The sequence below is a fragment of the Bradyrhizobium sp. SZCCHNR1093 genome (genome assembly GCF_032381175.1).
Lineage (GTDB): Bacteria > Pseudomonadota > Alphaproteobacteria > Rhizobiales > Xanthobacteraceae > Bradyrhizobium.
Genome location: NZ_JAUHJJ010000002.1, coordinates 59,124 through 83,617, shown reverse-complemented (window position 1 = coordinate 83,617; position 24,494 = coordinate 59,124). Strand labels below are relative to the sequence as shown.

Annotated in this window: 29 protein-coding genes; 10 read left to right on the top strand and 19 right to left on the bottom strand. The window is 65.5% G+C overall.

Annotated elements, in window-relative coordinates:
• Nucleotides 1–30: 30 nt before the first annotated feature.
• Nucleotides 31–705 carry a response regulator transcription factor gene (locus QX070_RS06030; protein ID WP_315735923.1) on the bottom strand — a complete coding sequence of 225 codons (675 nt, stop codon included), beginning with the start codon at nucleotides 703–705 and terminating at the stop codon, nucleotides 31–33.
• Between the two features lie 352 nt (nucleotides 706–1,057).
• Here QX070_RS06030 and QX070_RS06025 point away from each other — a divergent pair, with 352 nt between their 5' ends.
• Entirely contained in the window at nucleotides 1,058–2,728 is a 1,671-nt protein-coding gene (locus QX070_RS06025; RefSeq protein ID WP_315735921.1) for an MFS transporter, read from the top strand.
• Nucleotides 2,729–2,836: 108 nt separating this feature from the next.
• Here the strand turns inward: QX070_RS06025 and QX070_RS06020 are convergent, their stop codons facing one another.
• The 3 genes from QX070_RS06020 to QX070_RS06010 all read right to left on the bottom strand — a co-directional run bounded on the left by QX070_RS06020 (nucleotide 2,837) and on the right by QX070_RS06010 (nucleotide 4,621).
• Nucleotides 2,837–3,304: a secondary thiamine-phosphate synthase enzyme YjbQ gene (locus tag QX070_RS06020; protein WP_315735918.1), complete on the bottom strand. Its 468-nt coding sequence runs from the start codon at nucleotides 3,302–3,304 to the stop codon at nucleotides 2,837–2,839.
• A 24-nt stretch (nucleotides 3,305–3,328) separates the two neighbouring features.
• Entirely contained in the window at nucleotides 3,329–3,895 is a 567-nt protein-coding gene (locus QX070_RS06015) for a hypothetical protein (RefSeq protein ID WP_315735916.1), read from the bottom strand.
• Between the two features lie 102 nt (nucleotides 3,896–3,997).
• Nucleotides 3,998–4,621 carry a 2-hydroxychromene-2-carboxylate isomerase gene (locus tag QX070_RS06010; protein WP_315735914.1) on the bottom strand — a complete coding sequence of 208 codons (624 nt, stop codon included), beginning with the start codon at nucleotides 4,619–4,621 and terminating at the stop codon, nucleotides 3,998–4,000.
• A gap of 286 nt (nucleotides 4,622–4,907) precedes the next feature.
• Between QX070_RS06010 and QX070_RS06005 the strand changes: the two genes are divergently transcribed.
• From QX070_RS06005 to QX070_RS05985, 5 genes are all read left to right on the top strand, one after another.
• A complete protein-coding gene (locus QX070_RS06005) occupies nucleotides 4,908–5,285 on the top strand; it encodes an AtpZ/AtpI family protein (protein WP_315735912.1) in 378 nt (125 codons plus the stop codon).
• Nucleotides 5,286–5,358: 73 nt separating this feature from the next.
• Nucleotides 5,359–6,102: a F0F1 ATP synthase subunit A gene (locus QX070_RS06000; RefSeq protein WP_315735910.1), complete on the top strand. Its 744-nt coding sequence runs from the start codon at nucleotides 5,359–5,361 to the stop codon at nucleotides 6,100–6,102.
• 40 nt (nucleotides 6,103–6,142) lie between these two features.
• Nucleotides 6,143–6,370, top strand: coding sequence for a F0F1 ATP synthase subunit C (locus QX070_RS05995; RefSeq protein WP_006615622.1), 228 nt, complete (start codon nucleotides 6,143–6,145; stop codon nucleotides 6,368–6,370).
• A gap of 28 nt (nucleotides 6,371–6,398) precedes the next feature.
• Nucleotides 6,399–6,974, top strand: a complete 576-nt coding sequence (locus QX070_RS05990) for a F0F1 ATP synthase subunit B' (RefSeq protein ID WP_315735908.1) — start codon at nucleotides 6,399–6,401, stop codon at nucleotides 6,972–6,974.
• Nucleotides 6,974–7,465 carry an ATP F0F1 synthase subunit B gene (locus QX070_RS05985; RefSeq protein ID WP_315735906.1) on the top strand — a complete coding sequence of 164 codons (492 nt, stop codon included), beginning with the start codon at nucleotides 6,974–6,976 and terminating at the stop codon, nucleotides 7,463–7,465. Before QX070_RS05990 ends, QX070_RS05985 begins: the two co-directional genes overlap by 1 nt.
• Before the next feature lie 122 nt (nucleotides 7,466–7,587).
• On the opposite strand, the gene QX070_RS05980 is transcribed toward QX070_RS05985, so the two are convergent.
• The 5 genes from QX070_RS05980 to QX070_RS05960 all read right to left on the bottom strand — a co-directional run bounded on the left by QX070_RS05980 (nucleotide 7,588) and on the right by QX070_RS05960 (nucleotide 13,705).
• On the bottom strand, nucleotides 7,588–8,205 hold the full coding sequence (locus QX070_RS05980; RefSeq protein ID WP_315737009.1) for a hypothetical protein: 618 nt from the start codon (nucleotides 8,203–8,205) through the stop codon (nucleotides 7,588–7,590).
• Nucleotides 8,206–8,347: 142 nt separating this feature from the next.
• Nucleotides 8,348–8,935 carry a GNAT family protein gene (locus QX070_RS05975; RefSeq protein WP_315735904.1) on the bottom strand — a complete coding sequence of 196 codons (588 nt, stop codon included), beginning with the start codon at nucleotides 8,933–8,935 and terminating at the stop codon, nucleotides 8,348–8,350.
• 114 nt (nucleotides 8,936–9,049) lie between these two features.
• Nucleotides 9,050–10,339, bottom strand: coding sequence for a pitrilysin family protein (locus QX070_RS05970; protein WP_315735902.1), 1,290 nt, complete (start codon nucleotides 10,337–10,339; stop codon nucleotides 9,050–9,052).
• Nucleotides 10,339–11,754: a threonine synthase gene (thrC, locus tag QX070_RS05965; protein WP_315735899.1), complete on the bottom strand. Its 1,416-nt coding sequence runs from the start codon at nucleotides 11,752–11,754 to the stop codon at nucleotides 10,339–10,341. The genes QX070_RS05970 and thrC overlap by 1 nt, the downstream gene beginning before the upstream one ends.
• Nucleotides 11,755–13,216: 1,462 nt before the next feature.
• Entirely contained in the window at nucleotides 13,217–13,705 is a 489-nt protein-coding gene (locus QX070_RS05960) for a hypothetical protein (RefSeq protein WP_315735897.1), read from the bottom strand.
• Nucleotides 13,706–13,947: 242 nt separating this feature from the next.
• Here QX070_RS05960 and QX070_RS05955 point away from each other — a divergent pair, with 242 nt between their 5' ends.
• The 4 genes from QX070_RS05955 to QX070_RS05940 all read left to right on the top strand — a co-directional run bounded on the left by QX070_RS05955 (nucleotide 13,948) and on the right by QX070_RS05940 (nucleotide 16,270).
• Entirely contained in the window at nucleotides 13,948–14,271 is a 324-nt protein-coding gene (locus QX070_RS05955; protein ID WP_315735895.1) for a heavy metal-binding domain-containing protein, read from the top strand.
• Nucleotides 14,268–14,495: a hypothetical protein gene (locus QX070_RS05950; RefSeq protein WP_315735893.1), complete on the top strand. Its 228-nt coding sequence runs from the start codon at nucleotides 14,268–14,270 to the stop codon at nucleotides 14,493–14,495. Before QX070_RS05955 ends, QX070_RS05950 begins: the two co-directional genes overlap by 4 nt.
• A 267-nt stretch (nucleotides 14,496–14,762) precedes the next feature.
• The gene (locus QX070_RS05945; protein WP_315735891.1) at nucleotides 14,763–15,596 is read left to right on the top strand and encodes a PhzF family phenazine biosynthesis protein; all 834 of its coding nucleotides are present in this window, start codon (nucleotides 14,763–14,765) and stop codon (nucleotides 15,594–15,596) included.
• An 86-nt stretch (nucleotides 15,597–15,682) separates the two neighbouring features.
• Nucleotides 15,683–16,270: an NAD(P)H-dependent oxidoreductase gene (locus tag QX070_RS05940; protein ID WP_315737007.1), complete on the top strand. Its 588-nt coding sequence runs from the start codon at nucleotides 15,683–15,685 to the stop codon at nucleotides 16,268–16,270.
• A 25-nt stretch (nucleotides 16,271–16,295) separates the two neighbouring features.
• On the opposite strand, the gene QX070_RS05935 is transcribed toward QX070_RS05940, so the two are convergent.
• The 10 genes from QX070_RS05935 to coxB form a co-directional block, all read right to left on the bottom strand.
• Entirely contained in the window at nucleotides 16,296–16,700 is a 405-nt protein-coding gene (locus QX070_RS05935; protein ID WP_315735889.1) for a carboxymuconolactone decarboxylase family protein, read from the bottom strand.
• Complete coding sequence (locus tag QX070_RS05930; RefSeq protein ID WP_315735887.1) at nucleotides 16,639–17,106, bottom strand: MerR family transcriptional regulator; 468 nt, start codon at nucleotides 17,104–17,106, stop codon at nucleotides 16,639–16,641. Before QX070_RS05930 ends, QX070_RS05935 begins: the two co-directional genes overlap by 62 nt.
• Before the next feature lie 84 nt (nucleotides 17,107–17,190).
• On the bottom strand, nucleotides 17,191–17,949 hold the full coding sequence (locus QX070_RS05925) for an SURF1 family protein (RefSeq protein ID WP_315735885.1): 759 nt from the start codon (nucleotides 17,947–17,949) through the stop codon (nucleotides 17,191–17,193).
• A gap of 184 nt (nucleotides 17,950–18,133) precedes the next feature.
• Complete coding sequence (locus tag QX070_RS05920) at nucleotides 18,134–18,523, bottom strand: DUF983 domain-containing protein (RefSeq protein WP_315735883.1); 390 nt, start codon at nucleotides 18,521–18,523, stop codon at nucleotides 18,134–18,136.
• A gap of 166 nt (nucleotides 18,524–18,689) precedes the next feature.
• Nucleotides 18,690–19,547, bottom strand: a complete 858-nt coding sequence (locus QX070_RS05915) for a cytochrome c oxidase subunit 3 (protein WP_315735881.1) — start codon at nucleotides 19,545–19,547, stop codon at nucleotides 18,690–18,692.
• Between the two features lie 87 nt (nucleotides 19,548–19,634).
• A complete protein-coding gene (locus tag QX070_RS05910; protein WP_315735879.1) occupies nucleotides 19,635–20,270 on the bottom strand; it encodes a cytochrome c oxidase assembly protein in 636 nt (211 codons plus the stop codon).
• A 34-nt stretch (nucleotides 20,271–20,304) separates the two neighbouring features.
• Complete coding sequence (locus tag QX070_RS05905; protein WP_315735877.1) at nucleotides 20,305–20,481, bottom strand: CoxF protein; 177 nt, start codon at nucleotides 20,479–20,481, stop codon at nucleotides 20,305–20,307.
• Nucleotides 20,482–20,501: 20 nt separating this feature from the next.
• On the bottom strand, nucleotides 20,502–21,440 hold the full coding sequence (locus QX070_RS05900) for a heme o synthase (protein WP_315735875.1): 939 nt from the start codon (nucleotides 21,438–21,440) through the stop codon (nucleotides 20,502–20,504).
• A 158-nt stretch (nucleotides 21,441–21,598) separates the two neighbouring features.
• Nucleotides 21,599–23,212 (bottom strand): cytochrome c oxidase subunit I, encoded by a 1,614-nt coding sequence (gene ctaD / locus QX070_RS05895; protein WP_315735873.1) that lies wholly within the window; start codon nucleotides 23,210–23,212, stop codon nucleotides 21,599–21,601.
• 69 nt (nucleotides 23,213–23,281) lie between these two features.
• The gene (gene coxB / locus QX070_RS05890) at nucleotides 23,282–24,118 is read right to left on the bottom strand and encodes a cytochrome c oxidase subunit II (RefSeq protein ID WP_315735871.1); all 837 of its coding nucleotides are present in this window, start codon (nucleotides 24,116–24,118) and stop codon (nucleotides 23,282–23,284) included.
• Between the last annotated feature and the right edge of the window lie 376 nt (nucleotides 24,119–24,494).

Sequence of the window (24,494 nt, the reverse complement as noted above, 5' to 3'; positions counted from 1 at the left end):
AATGACGACTCATCCAGATTTTCCCGTCGCCTACTTCCCCGTCGGCGTATCCTGCCGCCAGGCGCTGCCCGCGATCTTCGCGGCGGCGATCACAGCCTGGGTCCGGCTCTCGACACCGAGCTTCTGCAGGATGGCCGAGACATGCGCCTTGATGGTCGCCTCGGAGACGCCGAGCTCGTAGGCGATCTGCTTGTTGAGGAGGCCCTGCGACAGCATCATCAGCACACGCACCTGTTGCGGGGTCAAGGTGACCAGCCGGTCGCGCAGCTTCGTCATCTCCGGATCGGCCCCGGCGGCGAGGTCGGTGTCGGGCGGCACCCAGACGTCGCCGTCCATCACCTTCTTGATGGCATCACGCAGCGTATCGACGCCGAACCGTTTCGGAATGAAGCCGGACGCGCCGAAATCGAGCGAGCGGCGGATCGTCGCGCCGTCATCGCTCGCCGACACGATGACCACCGGGATCGCCGGATATTGCGCGCGCAGATAGATCAGGCCCGAGAAGCCGGAGATGCCGGGCATGGTGAGGTCGAGAAGTACGAGATCGACATCGGAATCCTTTTCCAGCAGTGCGGTGAGGTCCTCGAACGAACCGGCCTCGTCGACCACGGCCTCCGCGAGCACGCTCGCGACCGCCTGCCGCAAAGCGTTGCGGAACAGCGGATGATCATCGGCAATGACGAGATGGGTGCTGGCAGCCGCCATGAATCCAGATTTGACCTTGCGAGACCGACGACATGCTGCAACTGCACGCGCCCGGTTTTCCGGAAATACTCGCCCGGCCACCGGTTGCATGCAAGCGTCCAATTCCACTTGCAGGGAAGGCGGTTAATCCGAACCTTGTGCAACGCAACATCGGTAACGCGACGGCCGCTCACCGAACTTGATCCGCCGCAATGTCCCCATCTTTCCCGCGCGCCGCAGAGGGCAGAGCCGAAAGTCGTATTGGGGCGGGTTTCACTGCAATGTTACTGAAGGCCAAGGTCTCCGCGACCTGCGCCGTCCAAGTCCGGCATGCGGAGGCGAAAGCCATCATCACAACAATCATGGGGAGCGAATGCCGATGTCGACAATGGTAGCCACACAAGCGAGATCGGGAGGCATGACGAAGGACGAACGCTTCGTCATTCTGGCTTCCTCTCTCGGCACCGTGTTCGAGTGGTACGACTTCTATCTCTACGGATCTCTGGCCTCGATCATCGGCGCGCAGTTCTTCAGCGCCTACCCGCCGGCCACCCGCGACATCTTCGCGCTGCTGGCCTTCGCCGCCGGCTTCCTGGTCCGCCCGTTCGGCGCCATCGTGTTCGGCCGCATCGGCGACATCGTCGGCCGCAAATACACCTTCCTGGTCACGATCCTGATCATGGGCCTGTCGACCTTCATCGTCGGCATCCTGCCGAACGCCGAGACCATCGGCTTCGCCGCACCGGTGATCCTGATCGGTCTGCGCCTGCTGCAGGGCCTCGCGCTCGGCGGTGAGTATGGCGGTGCGGCCACCTACGTCGCCGAGCATGCGCCGATGGGCAAGCGCGGCTACTACACCTCCTTCATCCAGACCACGGCGACGATGGGCCTGTTCCTGTCGCTGCTGGTCATCCTGTTCACCCGCACCATCATTGGCGAGGCCGACTTCGCCAAATGGGGCTGGCGCGTTCCGTTCCTGGTGTCCGTGCTGCTGCTCGGCGTCTCCGTCTGGATCCGTCTGCGCCTCAACGAGTCGCCCGTGTTCCAGAAGATGAAGGACGAGGGCAAGAGCTCGAAGGCACCGCTGACGGAAGCGTTCGCGAACTGGGGCAACGCCAAGATCGTGCTGCTGGCCCTGATCGGCGCCACCATGGGCCAGGGCGTGGTCTGGTATACCGGCCAGTTCTACGCGCTGTTCTTCCTGCAATCGATCCTGAAGGTCGACGGCTACACCGCCAACCTGCTGATCGCCTGGTCGCTGCTGCTCGGCACCGGCTTCTTCGTCGTGTTCGGCATGCTGTCCGACAAGATCGGCCGCAAGCCGATCATCATGGGCGGCTGCCTCATCGCGGCGCTGACCTTCTTCCCGATCTTCAAGATGATCACCACCAACGCCAACCCGGCGCTGGAGAAGGCGATCGAGGCGACGAAGGTGGAAGTGGTGGCCGATCCCGCCGGTTGCGGCGACCTGTTCAACCCGGTCGGTACCCGCGTCTTCACCGCGCCTTGCGACACCGCCCGCGCCTTCCTGGCCCAGTCCTCGGTCAAGTACTCGACCGTGTACGGTCCGGCCGGCTCCGGCGTGAAGGTTACCTTCAACGGCAAGGAAGTGCCCTACACCGACGCCAAGACCAGCAACCCGGCGCTGACGGCGGCGATCGGCGAGGCCGGCTATCCGAAGGCCGGCAACCCGACGATCGTGAAGATGGCGCATCCGTTCGACATCTTCCGTCCGCAGGTCGCGGCGATCATCGGCCTGCTGCTGATCCTGGTGATCTTCGTCACCATGGTCTACGGCCCGATCGCAGCGATGCTGGTCGAGCTGTTCCCGACCAAGATCCGCTACACCTCGATGTCGCTGCCCTACCACATCGGCAACGGCTGGTTCGGCGGCCTGCTGCCCGCCACCGCCTTCGCAATCGTGGCCTCGACCGGCGATATCTATGCCGGCCTGTGGTACCCGATCACGTTCGCCGTGATCACCGCGGTCGTCGGCTTCATCTTCCTGCCGGAGACCAAGGACGTCGACATCCAGGCCGATTGATCACGAGGCGAGCGGCACCCCGCTCGCATCTGCTTCCAACGACGAACGGCCGCGGATCACTCCGCGGCCGTTCCGCTTTTTGCGCCAGGGATTTTCTCTTTCATGGCCTCAGGCCGCGCCGATGAACTGCAACACCACCTCGCGCCGATGCGGACGCGCGCGATGCTCGATCAGATAGAGCGCCTGCCATGTGCCGAGCATCATGCGGCCGTCCTGCACCGGCACCTGCTGCGAGACCGCGCTCAACATGGTCTTGATGTGCGCCGGCATGTCGTCGGGCCCCTCGGTGTCGTGCACCCAACCGGCATTCTCCGGCGCCAGCCGCGCCAGCGCCGTGGCGAGATCGTGCAGCACGGTGGGATCGGCATTCTCCTGGATCGTCAGCGACGCCGAGGTGTGGCGAATGAACAGGGTCACCGCGCCTTCCCTGGCGGATACTTCACGCAGGAACGCCTCGACCTCGCGCGTGAGATCGGTGAAGCCGCGGCCCGAAGTCTGTACGGTCAGAGTCGAGGTTACGATCGTATTGATGACGCTCGCCGAGGGCGCGCTGCGCGACATCGATCTGGCTGGCATGCGTTCAGCCTCCTCGAAGCGGTCTCAGATCCTGCCCGAGACGTCCTTCTGCACCCGCGTCGCCATGTCGAGCAGCCGGCGCCAAGCCTGTTCGAGGAACCCCATCATGCGATCCATGTCCTGGTCGCTGGGCAGCGGGATCTCGAGTTTGCGCGTTGCATCGGAGGATTTCGATTCACCCGGCTTGTCCCCCGTCTTGGGTTCGGCTTTCTTCAACTGATCGGATTTGGGCAGCGCCTGATCTTTCGGCAGCGGCTCATCGATCTTGCCGGAGATGCTCTGGTCGCGCGACGCGAGCTGGCCCTTGAGCTTTTCATTCTCCGCCTGCAGACGGCCGATCTCGGCATCCAGCGCGGCGCGCTCATCGGGCACCGCGTAACAGGCGAAGCCCGACCCACCGCTGTTGTTGCACATCGAGACCGCACCGGTCCTCGTATCGAGCCGGATCACGCCATCCGACGTCGTCGACATCGTGTAGCGTCCCTTGTCGCCGTCAGGCGCGGTGTCCTCGACCGCAAACGCCTCTCCGCCGAGACAGCTCAACGCCAGCAGCGCGAGGAGGGGCGGCCGGTAGGGCTTCGTGAGACTCATGGCTGGCTCTCCCAGGCGCATTCGCAACCGCCGCCATGCACGCCGACATTGTGTCGCGGCCATGACGTTGCCCCAGGTGCGATCCCCTGCCACAGGCCGCACCTATGTTTCGGACGTATAGGCGGAGCGACCGGATTTCAACGCGTCCGCCAGCAGCTCGAGCCGGTCCTGCCCCCAGAAGATCTCGCCGTCCAGCACATAGGCCGGCGAGCCGAACACGTCGGCCGCGATCGCGTCCTGCCGGTTCTGCTCGTAGGCCGCCCCGACCATGTCCGTCGCCGCCTGCGTCACGAGATCGCGGCCCGGCAGTCCGGCTGCATCGGCCAAGCCGGCGATCACCTCGGCATCCGCAAGATTGAGCTGCTGCTCCCAGATGGCCGGGAAGGCGCGCTGCAGATAGGGCTCCGGATCGAGGCCGGCCTGCTGCGCCGCGATGACGACGCCGTCGGCGAGCCGGGCGTTGAAGGGCCAGTTGTTCGGCTGGATGTGGAAATCAAGACCGCGCTTGTCGCGCCACCGCTTCAGCTCGACGATGCGATAGCGCTGCCGCGCCGGATGGCGCTTGGCCAGTGGAAGCCCGCCGGTCTCGGCGAACAGATCCACCAGCATGACCGGCTTGAGGTTGACAGTCGCCCCGTGGCTCGCGGCGATGTCGCGGAACAGCCGGTGGCCGATATAGGCCCATGGCGACTGCAGCGAGAAATAGTAGTCGATCTGGCGCGCCATGCGGGTTCCCGTGTTGGTTGGAGCTCAGCGAGAGCTGATCAGAGGGTCCTGACGGGTGCAAGATCGCAGCCGCACACAACACTGTTGATGCGGCGCGGTGACACGCGCGACCGATCTGACGAAAAAGCCGAGAAAACGTGTAAATTCAGGCATCTAACAGTTCAACACGCAATCTTGACTTGGGGGGATGCGGTCAGTATGGTCCGCGCGGCTTTAAAGGGCGATGGGGCGCTAATTCCTGAAACTCGCGGCACCGGGTCGGGTCTCCACACGTGGCGGATGGCACATGGCGGATGACACGAACGAGAGCAGCGGACACAAGGATCGCGACAAGTCGCCCGATGAGGTTGCGCTTTCCGCAAGGCTCGGAAGTCTCGACCAACGGTTGTCCGAAATTCGCGACGGCCGAAAGATCGGGGCTGATCAACCTGGAAACGGCAGCGGTGACACTGCAGCCCGGGCTTCGGCCATGGCGCGTGGCCTGCGACTGTCGTCCGAGTTGATCGCCGGTGTCCTCGTCGGTGCGTTGCTTGGCTGGGGCTTCGACCGCTTGCTGTCGACATCGCCCTTCGGATTCATCGTGTTTTTCCTGCTCGGCTTTGCCGCCGGCGTGTTGAACGTGGTGAGATCCGCAGGCATAGCTCCCGACAGGCCCCGCCAGTGAGATCAGCGCGGAAGATCGTCGAGTGAATTGCAAAGCGCCGGCGTGGCCGGTGAACAACTGAGACGCCACGCGGATGATCGATCCGATCCACCAGTTCCATCTCAACAAGATCTTCACGATCGGCCACATCGGCAATCAGGAGATCACCTTCACCAACTCGTCCGCGTACATGCTGCTCGCGGTCGTGCTCATCGCCGTCATGATGATGGCCGCCGGGCGCGCGCTCGTGCCGGGCCGGTTCCAGTCGGTGGTCGAGCTGTCCTACGAATTCGTCGCCAACACCATCAGAACCAGCGCCGGCTCGCACGGCATGACGTTCTTCCCGCTGGTGTTCTCGCTGTTCATGTTCATCTTCGTCTCGAACATCGTCGGCATCATCCCCTACACCTTCACCGTCTCCAGCCACATCATCGTCACCTTCTCGCTGGCGCTCTTGGTGTTCCTGACGGTCATCATCTACGGCTTCTACAAGAACGGCCTGAAGTTCTTTAAGCTGTTCGTGCCGTCCGGCATCCCCGCGGTGATCCTGCCGCTGGTGGTCGTGATCGAAATCATCTCCTTCTTCTCCCGCCCGATCTCGCACAGCGTCCGTCTGTTCGCCAACATGCTGGCCGGCCACGTCACGCTGAAGGTGTTCGCGAGCTTCGTGACCATGCTCGGCGCGCTCGGCTTCGTCGGCAAGGTCGGCGCGCTGCTGCCGCTCGGCCTGACGGTCGCGCTGACCGGCCTCGAGCTGATGGTCGCGTTCCTCCAGGCCTACGTCTTCACGATCCTCACCTGCATCTATCTCAACGATGCTATCCATCCGGGCCACTGATCCGGCCCTCTCTACCAAACCCCTCAAAGGAGTTCGTTTCATGGATCCGGTTGCAGCGAAGTACATTGGCGCGGGCATTGCCTGCATCGGCATGGGTGGCGCGGGTGCCGGCATCGGCATCATCTTCGGCAACTATCTGTCGGCCGCTCTGCGCAATCCGTCGGCTGCCCAGGGCCAGTTCGGCAACCTGATTTTCGGCTTCGCGGTGACCGAAGCGCTCGGCATCTTCTCGCTGCTGATCGCGCTGCTCCTGCTGTACGCCGTCTAAGACGGCCTGAGCCGGACAGGAGAAGCCCGTGGCTGAAAGTCATGGCGAGGCCAAGGGCGGCGAGGCCAAGGGCACCGCAAGCGCCCATACTGAGGCCGATGGCGGGCATGGTTTCCCTCCCTTCCAGAAGGAAACCTTTCCCTCCCAGATCGTCTCCCTGGTGATCGCCTTCGTGGCGCTGTACGTGATCGTCTCGCGTGTGGCGCTGCCGAAGGTCGGGGCCGTCATCGACGCCCGCCAGAAGTCGATCGACGGCGATCTGGCTGAAGCGCAGCGGCTGAAGGATGAATCCGAAGCCGCGATGAAGGCGTATGAAAGCGAGCTGGCGACGGCTCGTGCCCGTGCCCAGGCGATCGGAGCCGAGACCCGCGAGAAGCTCGCGGCTTCTTCGGACGCCGAGCGCAAGGCGCTGGAAGACAGCCTCGCATCCAAGCTCGCGGCGGCTGAGAAGTCCATCGCCACCACCCGCACGACCGCAATGAGCAATGTCCGCGGCATCGCCGCAGACGCAGCCAGCGCGATCGTGAAGCAGCTCACCGGCAAGGCCCCTGCGGCCAAGACGGTCGAGGCTGCGGTCGATGCATCGTTGAAGGGAACAGCCTGATGCATTTGCTTGCTGATCCGGAAACCTGGGTTGCGATTGCCTTCGTGATCCTGATGGGCCTGTTCGCCTATCTCGGTGTCCACCGCACGGTCCTGAAGGCGCTCGACAATCGCTCCGAGCGCATCAGGAACGAGCTGGCGGAGGCCAAGCGGCTCAAGGAAGAGGCGGCCAAAGTGCTCGCCGACTACAAGACCCGCCGCGCCAGTGCCGAACGTGAGGCCGAGGAGATCATCACCAGCGCCAAGGCGGAAGCCGAGCGCATCGCGGCGGAGGCCAAGGCCAAGATGGAAGACTTCGTCGCCCGTCGCACCAAGGCCGCCGAGAGCAAGATCGCCCTCGCCGAGGCCCAGGCTCTCGCCGACGTCAGGTCCGCTGCGGCGGATGCCGCCGTCCAGGCCGCCGCGACCGTGCTGTCGCAGTCGGTCAAGGGCGCTCTTGGCGAAGACCTCGTGGCCAAAGGCATCGCGGAAGTCGGCCGCAAGCTGAACTGAGCGGCAGTCCATCTGATCCAGAATCTTCAAAAGGCCGGGGCGATTTCATCGCGCCGGCCTTTTGCGTTGAAGGCCATCGGCCCCGGACATGCCGAGCGCGGCCTCGCCGTCGTTCACCCGCCTCACCTCCGCTTCTTGCCGTGCGGCCGCTCCGGGGTCAGGGCCTGCGGGTCGAAGCCGATGTAGAAGACGTAATTGTCGGCATTGGCGCCGGGCGGCGGGACCGGATAGACCATGTCCTCGGCGACGATCGTGAACGGCACGCTGCCGTCCTCGGTCATCTGCACCGTGGTGCGATACGACTTGGTCGCGATCACCTTCTCGCCGATGCCGCCCTGGACCACGGCGATGCGCATGGGAATGTCGACGCTCGCCGGCGCGCCCGCCGGTCCGGCAACGATGCGCCCCTGGATGCCGATCTTGGCGATGATTTCGGCCCCGTTGAGATTGCATTCGCGCGCGGTCTTCGTGATCGACGCCTGGAACCGGACGTCATTGCCGACCGCCTGCTTGCCGGGCGCGGCCACGGCGTAGGTCGAGGCGCCGGCGCGAATGCTGACCGGCGGACAGGTCAGGCCCTCGGTCGGATCGGCCTGCGGTCCGCCGCCGGCCGGCAAGTTCTCCTGTCCCTTGTTGTCGGAGCCGCCGCCGAACAGGCTCTTGAAGCGGTCGGTCAGCGATTGGGCGGCCGCCGGCGGCGCCGCGCCCGCGGCTCCCAAGGCCAGCAGCACGGCTGCCAACGTCCCAACCCTGATCACGCTCGTCTCTCGCATCGTCTGATATCCCCGGCAACTCGGTCGCCCAGCCCAGGCGTCTATACCCAATTCAGAGGCCGGAACCAGCCCCGATCGGCCTCTCCCGCGGCCATCCCGATCACGATTGCTACCCCCGGAAATCCTCGTGCAACAGGCCATAGAGGTAATGGTCCTGCCAGACCCCGTTGATGCACAGGTAGCGACGCGCCAGGCCCTCGCGGGTGAAGCCGCATTTCTCCAGCACGCGAATCGACGGCGTATTGGTCGGGATGCAGGCCGCCTCGACCCGGTGCAGATTGAGCTCGCCGAACAAGGTCGGCAGCAGCAGCCGCAGCGCCGCCGTCATGTAGCCATGATGCGCGAACGGCTGCCCCATCCAGTAGCCGATGGTGCCGGCCTGGACGATGCCGCGGCGGACATTGGCGAGCGTGATGCCGCCGAGCATGGCGCCGTCCTGCTCACGGAAGAGGATGAACGGATAGGAGCGGTCGGCCGAGATATCCTCGGCATAGCGGCGCAGCCGGCGGCGGAAGCCGGAGCGCGTCAGGTCGTCGGACGGCCAGATCGGCTCCCAGGGCGTGAGATAGTCGCGGCTGATCTCGCGCAGCCGCGCCCATTGCGCGTAATCGGCCATCTGCGGCGCGCGCAGCAGCAGGCCCTGGCCGCGCGGAGCCAGCGCAGCCGGTCCGTTGGATGGCAAGCGAAACAGGGCCATCTGTGATGCTCCCCCTGCTCTTTCCGGGTCGAAGCCTGCTCCGACCCACCCCAGATCTCCGGCGCCGAGTCCTGGCGGAATTCAATGCGAAGACCGCACCGAGCCGCACCACGTTCAGTGCAGTTGGGCCTTCGATCTCGAACCGGTCAGACCTTCGGCGAAAGTTACCGCTGTGTCCAGACCCCTGCCGGTGCCGAGCGCGACGACGGCCGGCTTGCTGCGTGCGAGCAGCGCCCGCGCCGCATCGCGCGTGCTCTCGACGCTGACCGCCTCGATCTTGGCGACCATCTCCTGCAAGGTCTGCGGCCGTCCATAGGCCAGGATATGCCGCGCCAATTGCTCGGCACGGGCACTGCAGCTCTCCAGCGCCATCAGCAGCCCGGCCTTCATCTGCGCCTTGGCGCGGGCGACCTCGGCCTCGCTCAAGGTCTCCACCGCATTGCCGATGATGTCGACCACGACCTCCATCATCTCGGGCGCGTCAGCCGGATCTGTCCCGGTGTAGAGGCCGAAGAAGCCGGTGTCGCTATAGGGCGCGTGGAACGTGTAGACGGAGTAGCAGAGCCCCCGGTTCTCGCGCACCTCCTGGAACAGCCGGGACGACATGCCGCCGCCCAGGATGTTGGTGAACACCTGCAGCGAGAACAGCGACGGATCGGCCTGCGGCACGCCCTCGAGCGCGAGCGTCAGATGCGCCTGCTCGAGATCGCGGTGCACGACGCGTGAGCCGCCCTTGCCGAATGTCGCCGGCAGCGGCTTCGGCGCCGGGCCGCCATTGAAGCTGGCAAATCGCTTCGTCACATCCTCGACCACCCGCTGATGATCGACGGCGCCGGCCGCCGCGACCACCATGTCGGGTCCGCGATAATGCGTCGACAGATAGCCGTGCAGCTTGTCGCGATCGAACGCCTCCAGCGTCTTGGCGGTGCCGAGCAGCGAGCGGCCCATCGGCTGGTCCGGAAAGCACAGCTCGTTGAGATGCTCGAACACAACGTCATCGGGCGTGTCCTGTGCCGCGCCGATCTCCTGCACGATCACGTTCTTCTCGCGCTCCAGCTCCTCCGGCACGAACGACGGATTGGCCAGAATGTCCGAGAGCACATCGAGCGCCATCGGCACGTCCGCCTTCAGCACGCGGGCGTAATAGGCCGTGGTCTCGGTCGAGGTGCCGGCATTGAGATCGCCGCCGACCGCCTCGACCGTCTCGACGATCTCGCGGGCGCTGCGCGTCGTCGTGCCCTTGAACGCCATGTGCTCGAGGAGGTGCGAGATGCCGTGCTCATCCGGCTTCTCGTCGCGACCGCCGACGCCGGCCCAGACCCCGAGCGCCGCCGTCTCCAGATGCGGCATCGTGTCGGTGACGACCGTCAACCCCGTCGGCAGCTTGGTGACTTCCACACCCATCATGCAATTCCCTGCTTGGCGGCCCGGCTGACTGAGCGGATGAACTTCTCCACCTCGGCCTGGTCGTTCCGCATGATCCTGATGTCCTCGCGCTTGCTCATCAGCCCTTCGAGCCACACCGGCAGGTGCGGCCGCATCCCGCAGGCGGCCTCGACCGCATCGGGGAATTTGGCGGGATGGGCGGTCGACAGAACGATATTCGGCACCGACAGATCCGTGCCGTCGCGATCGGCTACGGCCAGCGCCACGGCGGTGTGCGGATCGACGAGATCGCCGGCCTCGCGGAAGGCGGCACGGATCGCCGCCGCGGTCTCGGTTTCGTCGGCGCGGCCGGCATCGAAATCGGCGCGGATCGCCGCCAGCATGGCATCGGGCAGCACGAAGCGGCCGGACTGCTTGAGGCTGTCCATCAGCCGCCGCACGGTACCGGCATCGCGGCCGCCGGCTTCGAACAGCAGCCGCTCGAAATTCGACGACACCTGGATGTCCATCGAGGGCGAAGCCGTCGCATGCACCTCGCGCACCTCGTAGATGCCGGTCGTCAGCGTCCGGGCGAGGATGTCGTTGACGTTGGTCGCGACGCGCAACGTGCGCACCGGCAGGCCCATGCGCTTGGCGACATAGCCGGCGAAGACGTCGCCGAAATTGCCGGTGGGCACGGTGAAGTCGACGGCGCGGTGGGGCGCGCCGATCGCGACCGCCGAGGTGAAGTAGTAGACCACCTGGGCGACGACGCGCGCCCAGTTGATCGAGTTGACGCCCGACAGCCTGACCGAATCGCGGAAGCCGTGATGGTTGAACAGGCCCTTCACGATCGCCTGGCAGTCGTCGAAATGACCTTCGATCGCCAGCGCATGCACGTTGGCCGCACCCGACGTCGTCATCATCCGCCGCTGCACCTCGGAGATGCGGCCATGCGGGAACAGCACGATCAGATCGGCATAGTCGCGGCCGGCGAAAGCCTCGACCGCCGCGCCACCGGTATCGCCTGATGTCGCCACGACAATGGTGGTGCGCTCGCCACGCTTGGCCAGCACGTGGTCCATCAGCCGCGAGATCAGCTGCATCGCCACGTCCTTGAACGCCAAGGTCGGGCCGTGGAACAGCTCCAGCACGAACTGGTGCGCTGCGCTCTGGTCGAGCGGCACCACGGCGGGGTGGCGGAAGGTCGCATAGGCCTCGTTGGCCATGCGGCCGAGCTCTTCGTCGGAAATCTCGCCGGCGACGAACGGCTTGATGACCTCGACCGCGACCTCCCAATAGGGCCGGCCGAAGAACGAAGCGATCGTCGCGGGCGTCAGCTGCGGCCAGGTCTCGGGCACGTACAGGCCGCCGTCGCGGGCGAGCCCGGTCAGCATCACATCGCAGAAGGTGAGCGCGGGGGCTTCCCCGCGGGTCGAAACATAGCGCGTCAAACCGCTCTCCTGACCTGCGTCACCAGGCCATAACCCGTTGATTGAATTCGAAATCGGAACCGCCTGGCGGCAACATGGTCCGGCACCATAATGGTTTTGGCCCGTGCGCGAAACCGGTTGTTGGCACAGCAATGGTCGCGGCTGCGGGTTACGGCGGCGTTACGGTGGGTCACGGGGCATCGGTTACGAGACTTGGGTCGCAACGGCTGACCCGGGCCGGTCCAGCGGACCATCCGCCCCACCGCTTTCATCTCCGGTTCAACCGGGCGATCCCGTACGCCGCGGCGGCCGCGGTCGACCGCACCGCCGCGGCGTCCCGGATCCCCGCCTTCGCGGGGATGACGGCGGTGGATGTGGCTTCCGGCCGGGCACTTCGAGCACGCGAACGAACTATGGGATATCGGCACGATCTCTCCACCTCGTCATTCCGGGGCGCGCGGAGCGCGAGCCCGGAATCCATAACCACGACCAGGAGTATGGATTCCGGGCTCGCCCTGCGGGCGCCCCGGAATGACGGCGGTGCGTGGAGAAGCGTTCTCGCGGCGCGATGAGCGCCCGAGCTTTGCAAGCATACCTCCCTCCGAATCGGAGGGCGCAGGGAAGACCGGATGCCGGCTGGCACCCGCGGCCCCCGTGCGAACAAGAATGCACGGGGCAGGAACCACAGGTTCAGCCAGAGCGACCCGGCCTTCCCTGCGCGATGGCTTACGACTTATACGCGATCTCCTCGGTGCACCGGGCTTTTTGGCCACCGTCATCGACGCGATGCATCGGCACCAGCGCCAACTTGATACCAGCGTCGGGGTATCAGGACCACGCGACTTCGCCGTCCGCGCCGGCCGCACTCGTCAGTTGCAGCCGACCCGTCCATCGCATCCCACCCCACGTCCGTGACGACGCGTACGCCCCTCGCAACGAGGCGGGATAGACAAAGACAACCACAATTTCGGAAAATATGAAAGAGGAATTTTCGCGCAGACTGGACTGGATTGGCTGATGGCGTTGGACCTGCTCGCCAAAAGAAAGTTTCGGAGCAGCCAGGCGTATTAGTTCGCGGTGCGCTCGGGCCTAGATCCTGGCAGCCCGTCGGGCGACTCAGACGAGTGCGGCAGGCGCTGCTCCGCAATGCAGACCGCAGAGCAGCTTCACTCCCGGTGTCGTCCCGTGGAAGCCCGACGACGCGCATGCATCGACGGATGCCGACCAGGGACGACAGCGGAGTTTTGGGGGCGCTGGTCAGTAGCCCGCATGAGCGCAGCGACATGCCGGGTTACGCGCCCAGGTGAGTAAGACGCAGTCGGCAGCCGTCATTGCGAGCCATCCGGTCGCGGATCGCGCGGCCGGATGAACGAAACAACCCGGCTCCATCCACAGATTGCGTCGGCGCAACGATGCCTCGCAATGGCGGGGATAGAGGTCTCCTGACGCTCTCGGTCTGCAGTCATCCGCAGGCCGAGCGGGCTTAGCGCGTCAACTCTCTGTAGCACTCGCGGATTTCGTCCGACTGATCCTCGGCGCTCGGACATGGCTCGATGCGAAAGCATGCGATCCTTTCTCGCGACTTATAAATGACGAGCCTCACGCGCTCGGCCGTGTCAGTCGATTTCCCGGCGAGCGCTATGCCAAGTCCCGAATCGTCGCCCGACAGCGCCAACCCATCTGCTTCAAAGGAAACACCGGCTACGCACTCCGCCGGAACATCTGTCCACCCTCCGCCATGCTCGATGCGCATCGATCTTTCCACGCTTGCGCCAAGCTTCTCCGGATTTCGGTTGCAGTTGGGCTTGAGGGCGCGCAGCTCGATCCTTGCGAGATCGTGCCCCTGTTGGTTCTTGAAGCTCAGGATTGCAGCGTCAGGCCTGCACCACGGACCAGAGTTCGCGCGGCATGCCATCGAACTGGAGAGCAGGAGACACAGGGCTCCGGCGAGCGCGATCATCTTCATCGGCATGAGCTATGATCCGTCATCGATTCCAATAAGGCAGTGAGAGCCTAGCGGCCTGCATGCCTTGCGTTCGACGGAACGAATACGCCCAAACTCAGTGTTAACAAAGCTCAACAGTTTATGGGCTGTAACACCGTCTGGCCGTGGCGCCCTGGCAAGACTTGTGGCTCCCTTGAACCGGAACCGTGGCTGGGTTGTCAAATCCAAGCGCCCCTGCCCGAGCGGGCCAGTATCAGATGGAGCCCCCCATGATCGTCTTGACGACGGAAAACGTGACCGGCTACCGCACGGTGCGGATGCTGGGGCAGTGTTTTGGGGTGGTGGTGCGCAGCCGCGGGCTCGGGGGCAATCTGGTGGCCAGCCTGCGCTCGATCGTCGGGGGCGAGATCCACGAGTACACGCAGATGCTGGAGGAGGCGCGGCGCCATGCGCTCGACCGGCTCGTGTCCAACGCCACGTCGATGGGCGCCAACGCCATTCTGATGATGCGTTTCGACAGCGCCGAGATCGGCCAGACCATGAGCGAGATCGTCGCCTATGGCACGGCGGCGGTGATCGAACCCGCGCCGTGATCGATCTCGTGCTCTGGCTCGCGGTCATATCAGCGGTCGTGCTGGTGTGGTTCGTCTTCCGCCAGGGAGGCTACAAGCGCGATGCGCTCTCGGCGCCGCCAGGCCCGGACTGGATCAAGACCGAGGAGCGCTTCGTCGATCCCACCAGCGGCGAGACGCTGGACGTGTGGTTTCATCCGCGGACCGGCGAGCGGGCGTATGTGAGGGCGGGCCGATCCGTGTAGACCGCGGTCGAACGCGGGAGACCATCGCACCGACGACACAGGGAAGCCGCGTCACATTCCGCCGTCGTCCCTGCGAACGCAGGGACCCATAACCACCGGCTTCGGTGGGACGACGACTGGCAGTTGCGCTTCACCGATAGATTCCGCGGTATGGGTCCCTGCGTTCGCAGGGACGACAGCGGTGCGTGGAGTCACGTCTTGCACATCTTCACTTGCGAGCGCTGAAAGCCTAGCATCGCCAACACAGAGATCGAGCGCGAGACCTCCATGATCATCCAGCACATCGCAGCCTTCACCGACGGCCCACGCGGCGGCAATCCGGCCGGGGTCGTCATCTGCGAGGCGCTGCCCGAGGCCGCCACCATGCAGGCGACGGCGGCGGAGATCGGCTATTCGGAGACGGCGTTCGCGGCGCCCATCGGCGACAAATGGCGGGTGCGCTATTTCGCGCCGCAGGCCGAGGTGGATTTCTGCGGCCACGCGACGATTGCGCTCGGCGCAGCGCTGGCGAGGCACGAGCGCTCCGGCACGTTCGCACTGACGCTCAACCATGCCGAAATCACTGTCGACGGGCATCATTCGGCGACCGACTGGAGCGCGGCGTTTCGATCGCCGCCGACGCTGACCCGGGCCCTGCCATCTGCGGCGCTCGACAAGATCCTGGCGCTGTTCGGGCTGTCGCAAGACGAACTCGACGAGCGGATCCCGCCGGTGATCGCTCACGCCGGCATGGATCATCCAGTGATTGCCCTGCGCGACCGCAGCCGCCTGGCTGCCATCAGCTACGACTTCGCTCGAGGCCAGGTGCTGGCACAGCGTGAGCGCTTCTGCACCTTCGCCCTCGTGCACGCCGAGACGCCGCAGCTGTTTCACGCCCGCAACCCGTTTCCGTTCGGCGGGGTCTACGAGGATCCGGCGACGGGCGCTGCGGCCGCGGCGCTGGCCGGCTATCTGCGCGAGCTCGCCTGGGCGACCGAGGGGCCGATCGTGATCCGCCAGGGCGAGGACATGGGCGTGCCCTGCTGCCTGCAGGTCGATCTCGACGGCCCTCCAGGCGCGCCGGTCCGGGTGTCCGGGCGAGCCCGGTTGATTCACGCGTGATTTGATTTGAAATCCCGGGGCGCTTGGCTGCCATAGTGCGCGGGCTGCAAGAACGAGCGCTTCGTTCGCCAGCGGAGCACGCCGTGATGATGTCGACCGAGATGCAGCAGGACACATCGCTCATCGTTCTGATCAGCGGCAGCCTGCGCGCCCGCTCGGCCTGCCGTGCAGCGATCGTCGCCGCGGCCGAGCTGGCGCCAGCGGATGTCACGCCGGCGATCTACGTCGGGCTGAGCGAGCTGCCGCACTTCAATCCCGACCACGATTGCGATCCCTTGCCCGAGCCGGTCATTCGCTTGCGCAAGCTGCTCGGCGACGCCCGCGCCGTCATGCTGTCGACCCCGGAATATGCGGGCTCGCTGCCGGGCAGCTTCAAGAACATGATCGATTGGACCGTCAGTGCCGGCAGCCTCTATCGACGGCCGATCGGCTGGATCAACTGCTCGGCCCATGGTGGCGCGCACGACGCCCATGCCGACCTGCGCAGGGTGCTGGAGCGCGCGGGCGCGACGATCGTCGATGAGGCTTGCGTCGCCGTACCGGTGCCGCCGACGGCAATGACCGCAGATGGTCGCGTCGCGGCCCCCGACATGCGTGCGGCCATCGCGGATGCGATCGCCGCACTGGCCTTGGCCGCGTCCGCAGGCGATGAGAACACACAGCCATCGTCATGACTGTGCTCACCGCGGGCGCCCGAATTCATGCGGGCTTCGCGTCCGCTTCCGCGAACACCGCCTTGGCCGCGAACAGGCCGTTGAGCGCGGCGGGGAAGCCGGCATAGACGGCCATCTGCATGATCACCTCGGTGATTTCCGCCCGGCTGAGGCCGACATTGAGGCCCGCATGGAGGTGCACCTTGAGCTGCGGGCTGGCATTGCCGAGCGCGGTCAGCGCTGCGATGGTCGCGATCTCGCGGCTGCGCAGATCGAGGCCGGGGCGCGAATAGATGTCGCCGAACGGAAACTCGATCACGTAGGTCGCGAAATCCGGCGCGATGTCGGCGAGCGCCGCGATCACATTGCGGCCGGCCTCGCCGTCGATGCTATCGAGCGCGCGCCGGCCGCGCACCAGCCGATCCTGATCGTTGTTGGCGCCGGATGGCATCGGGCTCGTCGTCGTGGCCTGGTTGGGCGTGGATCGCGTCATCATCGTTCGTCCTCTCGCTGCTGCCGGCATAGCCGGCGATCTTGCCGTCGAGAACGAGAAGGCAGTCCTGCAGGCTGGCGACGCGCGCCCGGACCGCGTCGCGATGCCGCTCCAGGAGCCGGCGTCGGCCCGGCTCCGTGGCAGCGCCGCCCGCGCGCAGCTCGGCATAGCGCAGCATGTCCCGGATCGGCATTCCCGTGGCCTTGAGACGGCCGAGGAATTCGATCCAGGTCAGGATCGATGCGTCGTAGTCCCGCTGGCGGGCATGATCGCGATCGGCCCTGGGGAGCAGCCCGATCCGCTCATAGTAGCGGATGGTATGGGGCGTGAGCCCCGACTGCCTTGCCAGCTCGCCGATCTTCATGCGCCCCTATCTCCATTCACGACGCCACGCAGGCTACGGGTTCGAGTGCGCTCTAAGTCAAGCGACGTTTCGCGGACTACGGGCTCATCGGTTCGCTGCGCGCCGACCCCGCGCCCACACCGCGAACGCGACGATCAACGCGGCGGCCAGAGAGAACCACGTGATCGCGTATTGCATGTGCTCGTCGCGCAGATGCGGCGACAGCGGGCCGGGCTTGGGAATGCCATTGTCGGGCACCGGCGATTCCAGATCGATGTAGAACGGCGCGACCTCGCCCCAGCCGAGGGCGTTGGCCATGGCCTGATGATCCCTGGTGAACCACAGGCGCTTGTCGTGATTTTCCGCCGCGGTGAGCAGGCCGGCGGCTTCCGGGAAACGCAGATAGCCGGTCAGGGTCACGGGGACGCCGGTGACGAGCTTGCCCACCTGGCGATCCTGGACGCTGCGTTCCTGCATCGTGTTGGCGACGAAGCCGGCGTCGATCACGACGGTCTCGCCAGACGGCAGGCGCGCGGGGAGGAACGCCCAGGTGCCCGGCCCGGAGACGTCCTCGCGCACGGCCGAGCCGGCGCTGTAGACCATCGCGTCCGGCAGTCTGGTGTAGGTGGCGGTGAAGCTGACGCGGCGAAATTCGTCGCGCTCCGGCGTCAGCGTGCGCCATTCCGTCTGTGGCGGCAGCGGCTCGGGCGCAGCGGCGACGCGATCGGTGAGCGCGGCGATCAGCGCATGCTTCGCTGCCCGGCGCTGCAACTGCCAGACGCCGAGGCCGATGAACAGTGCGACCATGACGAGGGTGAAGGCGGCAAAGGCGCGAGATGAGGTGTTGGGGCGGGTCGAGGTCATCGTTGCAGGGCCGCCAACGACAGGCTGCGCGCTCTGCCGACGCAGACGGTGCGCTCCCCTCCCCCTTGCGGGGAGGGGTTGGGGGTGAGGGTAGCCCCACAAAGACTGCCGCCGGAGCTACCCCCCTCCCCACCCCACAAGGGGGGAGGGAGCGCACCGCGCCGGCGGCGATCCGTTAAGTCCCTCATCGCGGCGTTTTGTCCACCAAACGGCCGGGCGCGGCCTTGTGGTGGAATTGCAGGGCGATCAGCAGCGACTTCATCGCGCGCAGCGGCAGCAGCGTCGTCACCAGGATCAGCGGTCCCCATAGCGCGGCATGGACCCAGAACGGCGGCTGATACTTCACCTCGACGATCAGGGCGGCGCCGACCACGATGGCGCCAGCGAGCATCATGATGAAGATCGCCGGACCGTCGCCGGTGTCGATGAAGGCGTAGTCGAGATCGCAGGCTTCGCAACGCTTGCGCAGGTTGAGGAAGCCGTCGAACAGCTTGCCCCGGCCGCAGCGCGGGCAGCGGCAGGCGAGCCCGCGCAGGACGGTCTGGGCCAAAGTGACGGGCGGGTGGGTGGTCATGGTGTCTTGCCCCCTGGGCGGCCGGGCGACGCCTCATGGTGATACAACCGGAGGCGACGAGAGCGGATCACATTTCGATCAACCGCCGGGCGCCGCCGCAACGAGAAAGGGCGGCCCGACGGCCGCCCCTTCTTAGCACGTTCGGCGGAACCGGTACGCGCCAGCTTCAGTGCGCGCCGTGGGCCATCGCCTCGGCGCCGTGGCCCCAGACGTAGATGCAGATGAACAGGAACAGCCAGACCACGTCGACGAAGTGCCAGTACCAGGCGGCGAACTCGAAGCCGAGATGCTGCTTGGGCGTGAAGTGGCCGGCATAGGCGCGCGCCAGGCAGACGATCAGGAAGATCGTGCCGACCAGGACGTGGAAGCCGTGGAAGCCGGTCGCCATGAAGAAGGTCGAGCCGTAGATGTGGCCGGCGAACGAGAACGTCGCGTGGCTGTACTCATAGGCCTGCACGCAGGTGAAGGTGGCACCCAGGAGGATGGTGAGGATCAGGCCGTATTTCAGACCCTTGCGGTCGCCCTCGAGCAGCGCGTGGTGTGCCCAGGTCACCGTGGTGCCAGAGGTCAGCAGGATCAGCGTATTGAGCAGCGGCAGATGCCAGGGATCGAAGGTCTCGATGCCTTTTGGCGGCCAGACGCCGCCGAACAGGGCGTCGCGGGTGACCTGCACCTCGAAGTTCGGATACAGCGCGGCATTGAAATAGGCCCAGAACCAGGCGACGAAGAACATCACCTCGGAGGCGATGAACAGGATCATGCCGTAGCGGTGATGGAGCTGCACCACGCGGGTGTGATCGCCCTTGTACTGCGCTTCCTTGATGACGTCGCCCCACCAGCTCGCCATGGTGTAGAGCACGCCGATGGTGCCGATGCCGAACACGACCGGCGCGGCGCCAAACATCTTGTGCATCCAGCCGATCGCGCCGAACGCCATGATGAAGGCCGAGACCGAGCCGACGAACGGCCAGGGGCTCGGGTCGACGAGATGGTAGTCGTGATGCTTGGCGTGCGCCTCAGCCATGTCAGGTCTCTCCCCAGATCGATGCCGGTCGCGCCGGCACGGTGTCGTTCAACAGCAATGGTCCCCGGATATCGGACGTCCGCGCGGTCACAGGTTGCCCCGCGGTTTGTCCGGCTCGCCCGCGGCGATCGGCTTGGGCTCGGCGTCGCGAACGGGATAGAAGGTGTAGGACAGCGTGATCGTCTTCAGCCCGTCATTCTCGTGATCGGCCGTGATCGCCGGATCGACGTAGAACACGACAGGCATCTCACGGGTCTCGCCCGGGGCCATGGTCTGTTCGGTGAAGCAGAAGCAGTTGATCTTCTGGAAATAGGCGCCCGACGTCAGCGGCGTCACGTTGTAGGCCGCTTGCGCCATGGTGGTGCGCGCCGCCTGGTTGGTGACCTTGTAGTAGACCGTGACCACCTCGCCGATCGCGACCTCGATCTCGGTCTTCTCCGGCTCGAACTTCCACGGCAGCCCGCCGGCGACATTGGCATCGAAACGGATGCCGATCCGGCGCGCCAGCGGCGCCGACGACGGCGCCGCGGTCGCGACCTGCGTGGTGCCGTTGAAGCCGGTGGCGCGGCAGAACCAGTTGTAGAACGGCACGGCGGCATAGGACGCGCCGACCATCAGCACCACGACGGCGCCGCAGATGCCGCCGACCAGCGCATCACGGCCGAGGCCGCGGCGCGGCGCGGCCGGCGCTGTCGCCGGAACGATCTGGTCGGTTGTCTCCATTGCGGTCTGCTTCGCCCTGTCCTGCATCGCGTCTCTACATCGGCCGATTCAGCACCGCGGGACCCTTCACCATGGTCACCGCGAAGAACAGCACCACCAGCACGCCGAGCGCGAGCGCAATCGCGATCGAGCGGCGACGGCGGCTGCGCAGCTGCGCCTCGGTGAGGACGATGCCCTCTTGCTCGTTCGGATCTGCCATCGTGATCGCCATGTTTTCCAGTCTCGCGCCTCTTACCAGATCAGCGGCGCGATCATGCGCGCGACCGCTTCGAGCCCGAGCGTCGCGAACAGCGCGAACAGATACAGGATCGAAAAGGCGAACAGCCTGCGGTTGGCGCGCAGCGAGGCGATGCGCTCGCGCTTGCGGAACACCCCGATCGCCAGCCACAGCATGCCGGCGCCGAGCGCGAGCGAGACCACGCCGTAGACGGCATCGAAATAGCCGAGCGGCCAGGGCGCCAGCGCGACCGCCACCAGCACGATCGTGTAGAGCAGGATCTGCAGCCGGGTCGCATCGGGGCCGGCGACCACCGGCAGCATCGGCACGCCGGCGCGGGCGTAATCGTCGCTGCGGAACAGCGCCAGCGCCCAGAAATGCGGCGGGGTCCAGAAGAAGATGATCAGGAACAGCCAGAGCGGCTCCGGCGCGATCGATCCGGTGGCCGAAACCCAGGCGACCACCGGCGGCAGGGCGCCGGCGGCGCCGCCAATGACGATGTTCTGCGCGGTCCAGCGCTTCAGCCACAGCGTGTAGATCACGACGTAGAAGAAGATGGTGAAGGCGAGCAGCGCGCCGGCGAACCAGTTGACGAGGATGCCCAGCGTCAGCACCGAGAAGAACGACAGCGTGATGCCGAAGGCGAGGGCCTCCTGGCGGGTGACGCGGCCGCGCGGGATCGGGCGGTTGGCGGTGCGCGACATCAGCGAGTCGATGTCGCCTTCCAGCGCCATGTTCAGCGCCCCGGAGGCCCCGGCCCCGACCGCGATGCACAGCAGCGAGGTGATGGCGAGCACCGGGTGGAAATGGCCCGGGGCGATCAGCAGGCCGATCAACGCCGTGAAGATCACGAGCGACATCACCCGCGGCTTCAGGAGCGCGAGATAATCGCCGACATCGGCCTCGGAAATCCGCGGGCCGACGGCAATGGCGTTCTGATCGATGACCGACACGACGAATCCAGACTTCAATTCACAGGCTTCAATTCAAACGGCTCTGACGCAGGGCGCGCCAGAACCTCGATTCAAGACTCCATCCGGCAAACCATCGGGCGCACCACCGGCGGATATCGACGCGGCGCCGGATGGGCGCCGCGTCGGAGAGATCGGACTCACTGCACCTTCGGCAGCACCTCGAACTGGTGGAACGGCGGCGGCGAGGACAGGGTCCATTCCAAGGTCGTCGCGCCCGGTCCCCACGGATTGTTCGCCGCCTGCTGCTTGCGCATGAAGGCGTCGACGACCCCGTAGATGAAGATCAGCACGCCGAAGGCCGAGATGTAGGAGCCGATCGACGACACCAGATTCCAGCCGGCATAGGCATCGGGATAGTCGATGTAGCGGCGCGGCATGCCCGACAGGCCGAGGAAGTGCTGCGGGAAGAACACCAGGTTGACGCCGACGAAGGTGACCCAGAAGTGCGCCTTCGCGATCGTCTCGTTGTACATGTAGCCGAACATCTTCGGGAACCAGTAGTACCAGCCCGCGAAGATGGCGAACACGGCGCCGAGCGACAGCACGTAGTGGAAGTGCGCGACGACGTAATAGGTGTCCTGCAGCACGCGGTCGACGCCGGCATTCGCCAGCACGACGCCGGTGACGCCGCCGACCGTGAACAGGAAGATGAAGCCCACCGCCCACAGCATCGGCGCGCGGAATTCGATCGAGCCGCCCCACATCGTGGCGATCCAGGAGAAGATCTTCACGCCGGTGGGCACCGCGATCACCATGGTGGCGGCGACGAAATAGGCCTGCGTCGCCGAGGACATGCCGACCGTGTACATGTGGTGCGCCCACACCACGAAGCCGATGCCGCCGATCGCGACCATGGCGTAGGCCATGCCGAGATAGCCGAACACGGGCTTGCGCGAGAAGGTCGACACGATCTGACTGATCATGCCGAAGCCGGGCAGGATCAGGATGTACACTTCCGGATGGCCGAAGAACCAGAACAGATGCTGGAACAGCAGCGGGTCGCCGCCGCCGGCCGGATCGAAGAAGGTGGTGCCGAAATTGCGGTCGGTCAGCATCATGGTGATGGCGCCGGCGAGCACCGGCAGCGACAGCAGCAACAGGAACACCGTCACCAGGATCGACCACACGAACAGCGGCATCTTGTGCAGGGTCATGCCCGGCGCACGCATGTTGAAGATCGTGGTGATGAAGTTGATCGAGCCGAGGATCGACGACGCACCGGCGAGATGCAGCGACAGGATCGCGAAATCCACCGCCGGTCCCGGATGACCCGAGGTCGACAGCGGCACATACATCGTCCAGCCGGCGCCGACGCCGTTGGCGCCGGGCTCGCCCTCGACGAAGGTCGAGGTCAGCAGCAGCGCGAACGAGGCCGGCAGCAGCCAGAACGAGATGTTGTTCATGCGCGGGAACGCCATGTCCGGCGCACCGATCATCAGCGGCACCATCCAGTTGCCGAAGCCGCCGATCATCGCCGGCATGACCATGAAGAAGATCATGATCAGGCCGTGCGAGGTCACGAACACGTTGTAGGTGTGGTTCTCGTGAAAGAACTGCACGCCCGGATACATCAGCTCGATGCGGATCGCGACCGACATGACGAGGCCGATGATGCCGGCGCACACCGCGAAGATCAGATACATCGTGCCGATGTCTTTGTGGTTGGTCGAATAGATCCAGCGGCGCCATCCGGTCGGATGGTCGTGCGCGTGATCGTCATGGCCGGTCAGGGTCGTCGCGTTCGTCGCCATTGTCCAATCCTCAGTGTCCCCGTAGGCCGCGCGAGGCGGCCCTCAATCCTAAGCGCTCGTCCCCGCGCGCTACTGCGATATGCCCGCAGCCGACGCGTAGGTGCTCGCGGGCGCGCTGGCGTACTTCTTCTTGGCGTCCTCGACCCAGGCGGTGAATTCCTGGTCGCTCACGACGCGCACCGCGATCGGCATGTAGGCGTGGTCCTTGCCGCACAGCTCGGAGCACTGGCCGTAATACATGCCGACCTTGGTCGCCTTGAACCAGGTCTCGTTGAGGCGGCCGGGAATGGCGTCGATCTTGATGCCGAAGGACGGCACGGCGAAGGAGTGGATGACGTCGGCGCCGGTGGTCTGGACGCGAATCACCTTGTTGACCGGCACGACCATCTCATTGTCGACCGCCAGCAGGCGCGGCTTCTTGTCCTGCACCATCAGCGAGTCGAACTCGAACTTGCCGTTGTCGGGATAGGCGTAGCTCCAGTACCACTGCTTGCCGGTCGCCTTGATCGTGAGGTCGGCCTTCGGCACGTCGAGCTCGAGGAACAGCAGGCGGAACGACGGCACCGCAATGGTGACGAGGATCAGCACCGGGATCAGCGTCCACGCCACTTCGAGCAGCGTGTTGTGCGTGGTCCGCGACGGCACCGGATTGGCGCGCGCGTTGAACTTGACCACCACGGCGATCAGCAGCGCCAGCACGAACAGCGTGATGATGGTGATGATCGTCAGCAGCAGGCCGTGGAACCAGGTGATGTTCTCCATCACCGGCGTCGCAGCCTCCTGCAGCTTGACTTCCCATGGCGCCGGCTGCCCCGTTTCAGCAAACGCCGCTCCACCCGACACGAGCGTCATGCCCGTTACAGCCAACCCCAGCAAGGCGCTCAATTGGCCTTTCGACATCTTCATGCCGTCGCGCTCCCTTCAGAACTTTCCCCCTCAGCGCACCGCCCGCTTCACGCGGCGGCGCGCCGTTCGATCCGCTCTCCTGACAAATGGCCTTCGGGCGGATGCATAGAAAAGCACCTGGGCCAGTTCACTGGAATGACGAAATCTTTCTTCTCAAACCATAATTCTTGATCTATCGCAATGCAGTCTTGCGCCGGATATCGCGCGCCGCGCTGTTCGTCGCGACAAGCGTATTTTCCGGGAGATTGCCGCACGCCGTGATTTCGCGGGCAACGGGCGCTTGACAGGCGTGCGGCGCGATGTAGGCAAACGGGACACGGCCGTTTGCGAGGCTGATTCGGCGAGGCGCAGCGGCAGCGCCCACCGGGGTGCGGCC

Bases quoted from the DNA above. Each gene is read 5' to 3' on its own strand.
- QX070_RS05910 (WP_315735879.1), bottom strand. From the start codon at position 20,270: ATGGAGACAACCGACCAGATCGTTCCGGCGACAGCGCCGGCCGCGCCG.
- QX070_RS05975 (WP_315735904.1), bottom strand. From the start codon at position 8,935: ATGGCCCTGTTTCGCTTGCCATCCAACGGACCGGCTGCGCTGGCTCCG.
- ctaD (WP_315735873.1), bottom strand. From the start codon at position 23,212: ATGGCGACGAACGCGACGACCCTGACCGGCCATGACGATCACGCGCAC.
- QX070_RS06020 (WP_315735918.1), bottom strand. From the start codon at position 3,304: ATGCCAGCCAGATCGATGTCGCGCAGCGCGCCCTCGGCGAGCGTCATC.
- QX070_RS06030 (WP_315735923.1), bottom strand. From the start codon at position 705: ATGGCGGCTGCCAGCACCCATCTCGTCATTGCCGATGATCATCCGCTG.
- QX070_RS05925 (WP_315735885.1), bottom strand. From the start codon at position 17,949: ATGACCTCGACCCGCCCCAACACCTCATCTCGCGCCTTTGCCGCCTTC.
- QX070_RS06025 (WP_315735921.1), top strand. From the start codon at position 1,058: ATGCCGATGTCGACAATGGTAGCCACACAAGCGAGATCGGGAGGCATG.
- QX070_RS05995 (WP_006615622.1), top strand. From the start codon at position 6,143: ATGGATCCGGTTGCAGCGAAGTACATTGGCGCGGGCATTGCCTGCATC.
- QX070_RS05960 (WP_315735897.1), bottom strand. From the start codon at position 13,705: ATGCCGATGAAGATGATCGCGCTCGCCGGAGCCCTGTGTCTCCTGCTC.
- QX070_RS05970 (WP_315735902.1), bottom strand. From the start codon at position 10,339: ATGGGTGTGGAAGTCACCAAGCTGCCGACGGGGTTGACGGTCGTCACC.
- QX070_RS05930 (WP_315735887.1), bottom strand. From the start codon at position 17,106: ATGAAGATCGGCGAGCTGGCAAGGCAGTCGGGGCTCACGCCCCATACC.
- QX070_RS05905 (WP_315735877.1), bottom strand. From the start codon at position 20,481: ATGGCGATCACGATGGCAGATCCGAACGAGCAAGAGGGCATCGTCCTC.
- QX070_RS05915 (WP_315735881.1), bottom strand. From the start codon at position 19,547: ATGGCTGAGGCGCACGCCAAGCATCACGACTACCATCTCGTCGACCCG.
- QX070_RS05935 (WP_315735889.1), bottom strand. From the start codon at position 16,700: ATGCCATCCGGCGCCAACAACGATCAGGATCGGCTGGTGCGCGGCCGG.
- QX070_RS05940 (WP_315737007.1), top strand. From the start codon at position 15,683: ATGATGTCGACCGAGATGCAGCAGGACACATCGCTCATCGTTCTGATC.
- QX070_RS06000 (WP_315735910.1), top strand. From the start codon at position 5,359: ATGATCGATCCGATCCACCAGTTCCATCTCAACAAGATCTTCACGATC.
- QX070_RS06015 (WP_315735916.1), bottom strand. From the start codon at position 3,895: ATGAGTCTCACGAAGCCCTACCGGCCGCCCCTCCTCGCGCTGCTGGCG.
- QX070_RS05985 (WP_315735906.1), top strand. From the start codon at position 6,974: ATGCATTTGCTTGCTGATCCGGAAACCTGGGTTGCGATTGCCTTCGTG.
- QX070_RS06010 (WP_315735914.1), bottom strand. From the start codon at position 4,621: ATGGCGCGCCAGATCGACTACTATTTCTCGCTGCAGTCGCCATGGGCC.
- QX070_RS05920 (WP_315735883.1), bottom strand. From the start codon at position 18,523: ATGACCACCCACCCGCCCGTCACTTTGGCCCAGACCGTCCTGCGCGGG.
- QX070_RS05955 (WP_315735895.1), top strand. From the start codon at position 13,948: ATGATCGTCTTGACGACGGAAAACGTGACCGGCTACCGCACGGTGCGG.
- QX070_RS05945 (WP_315735891.1), top strand. From the start codon at position 14,763: ATGATCATCCAGCACATCGCAGCCTTCACCGACGGCCCACGCGGCGGC.
- coxB (WP_315735871.1), bottom strand. From the start codon at position 24,118: ATGAAGATGTCGAAAGGCCAATTGAGCGCCTTGCTGGGGTTGGCTGTA.
- QX070_RS06005 (WP_315735912.1), top strand. From the start codon at position 4,908: ATGGCGGATGACACGAACGAGAGCAGCGGACACAAGGATCGCGACAAG.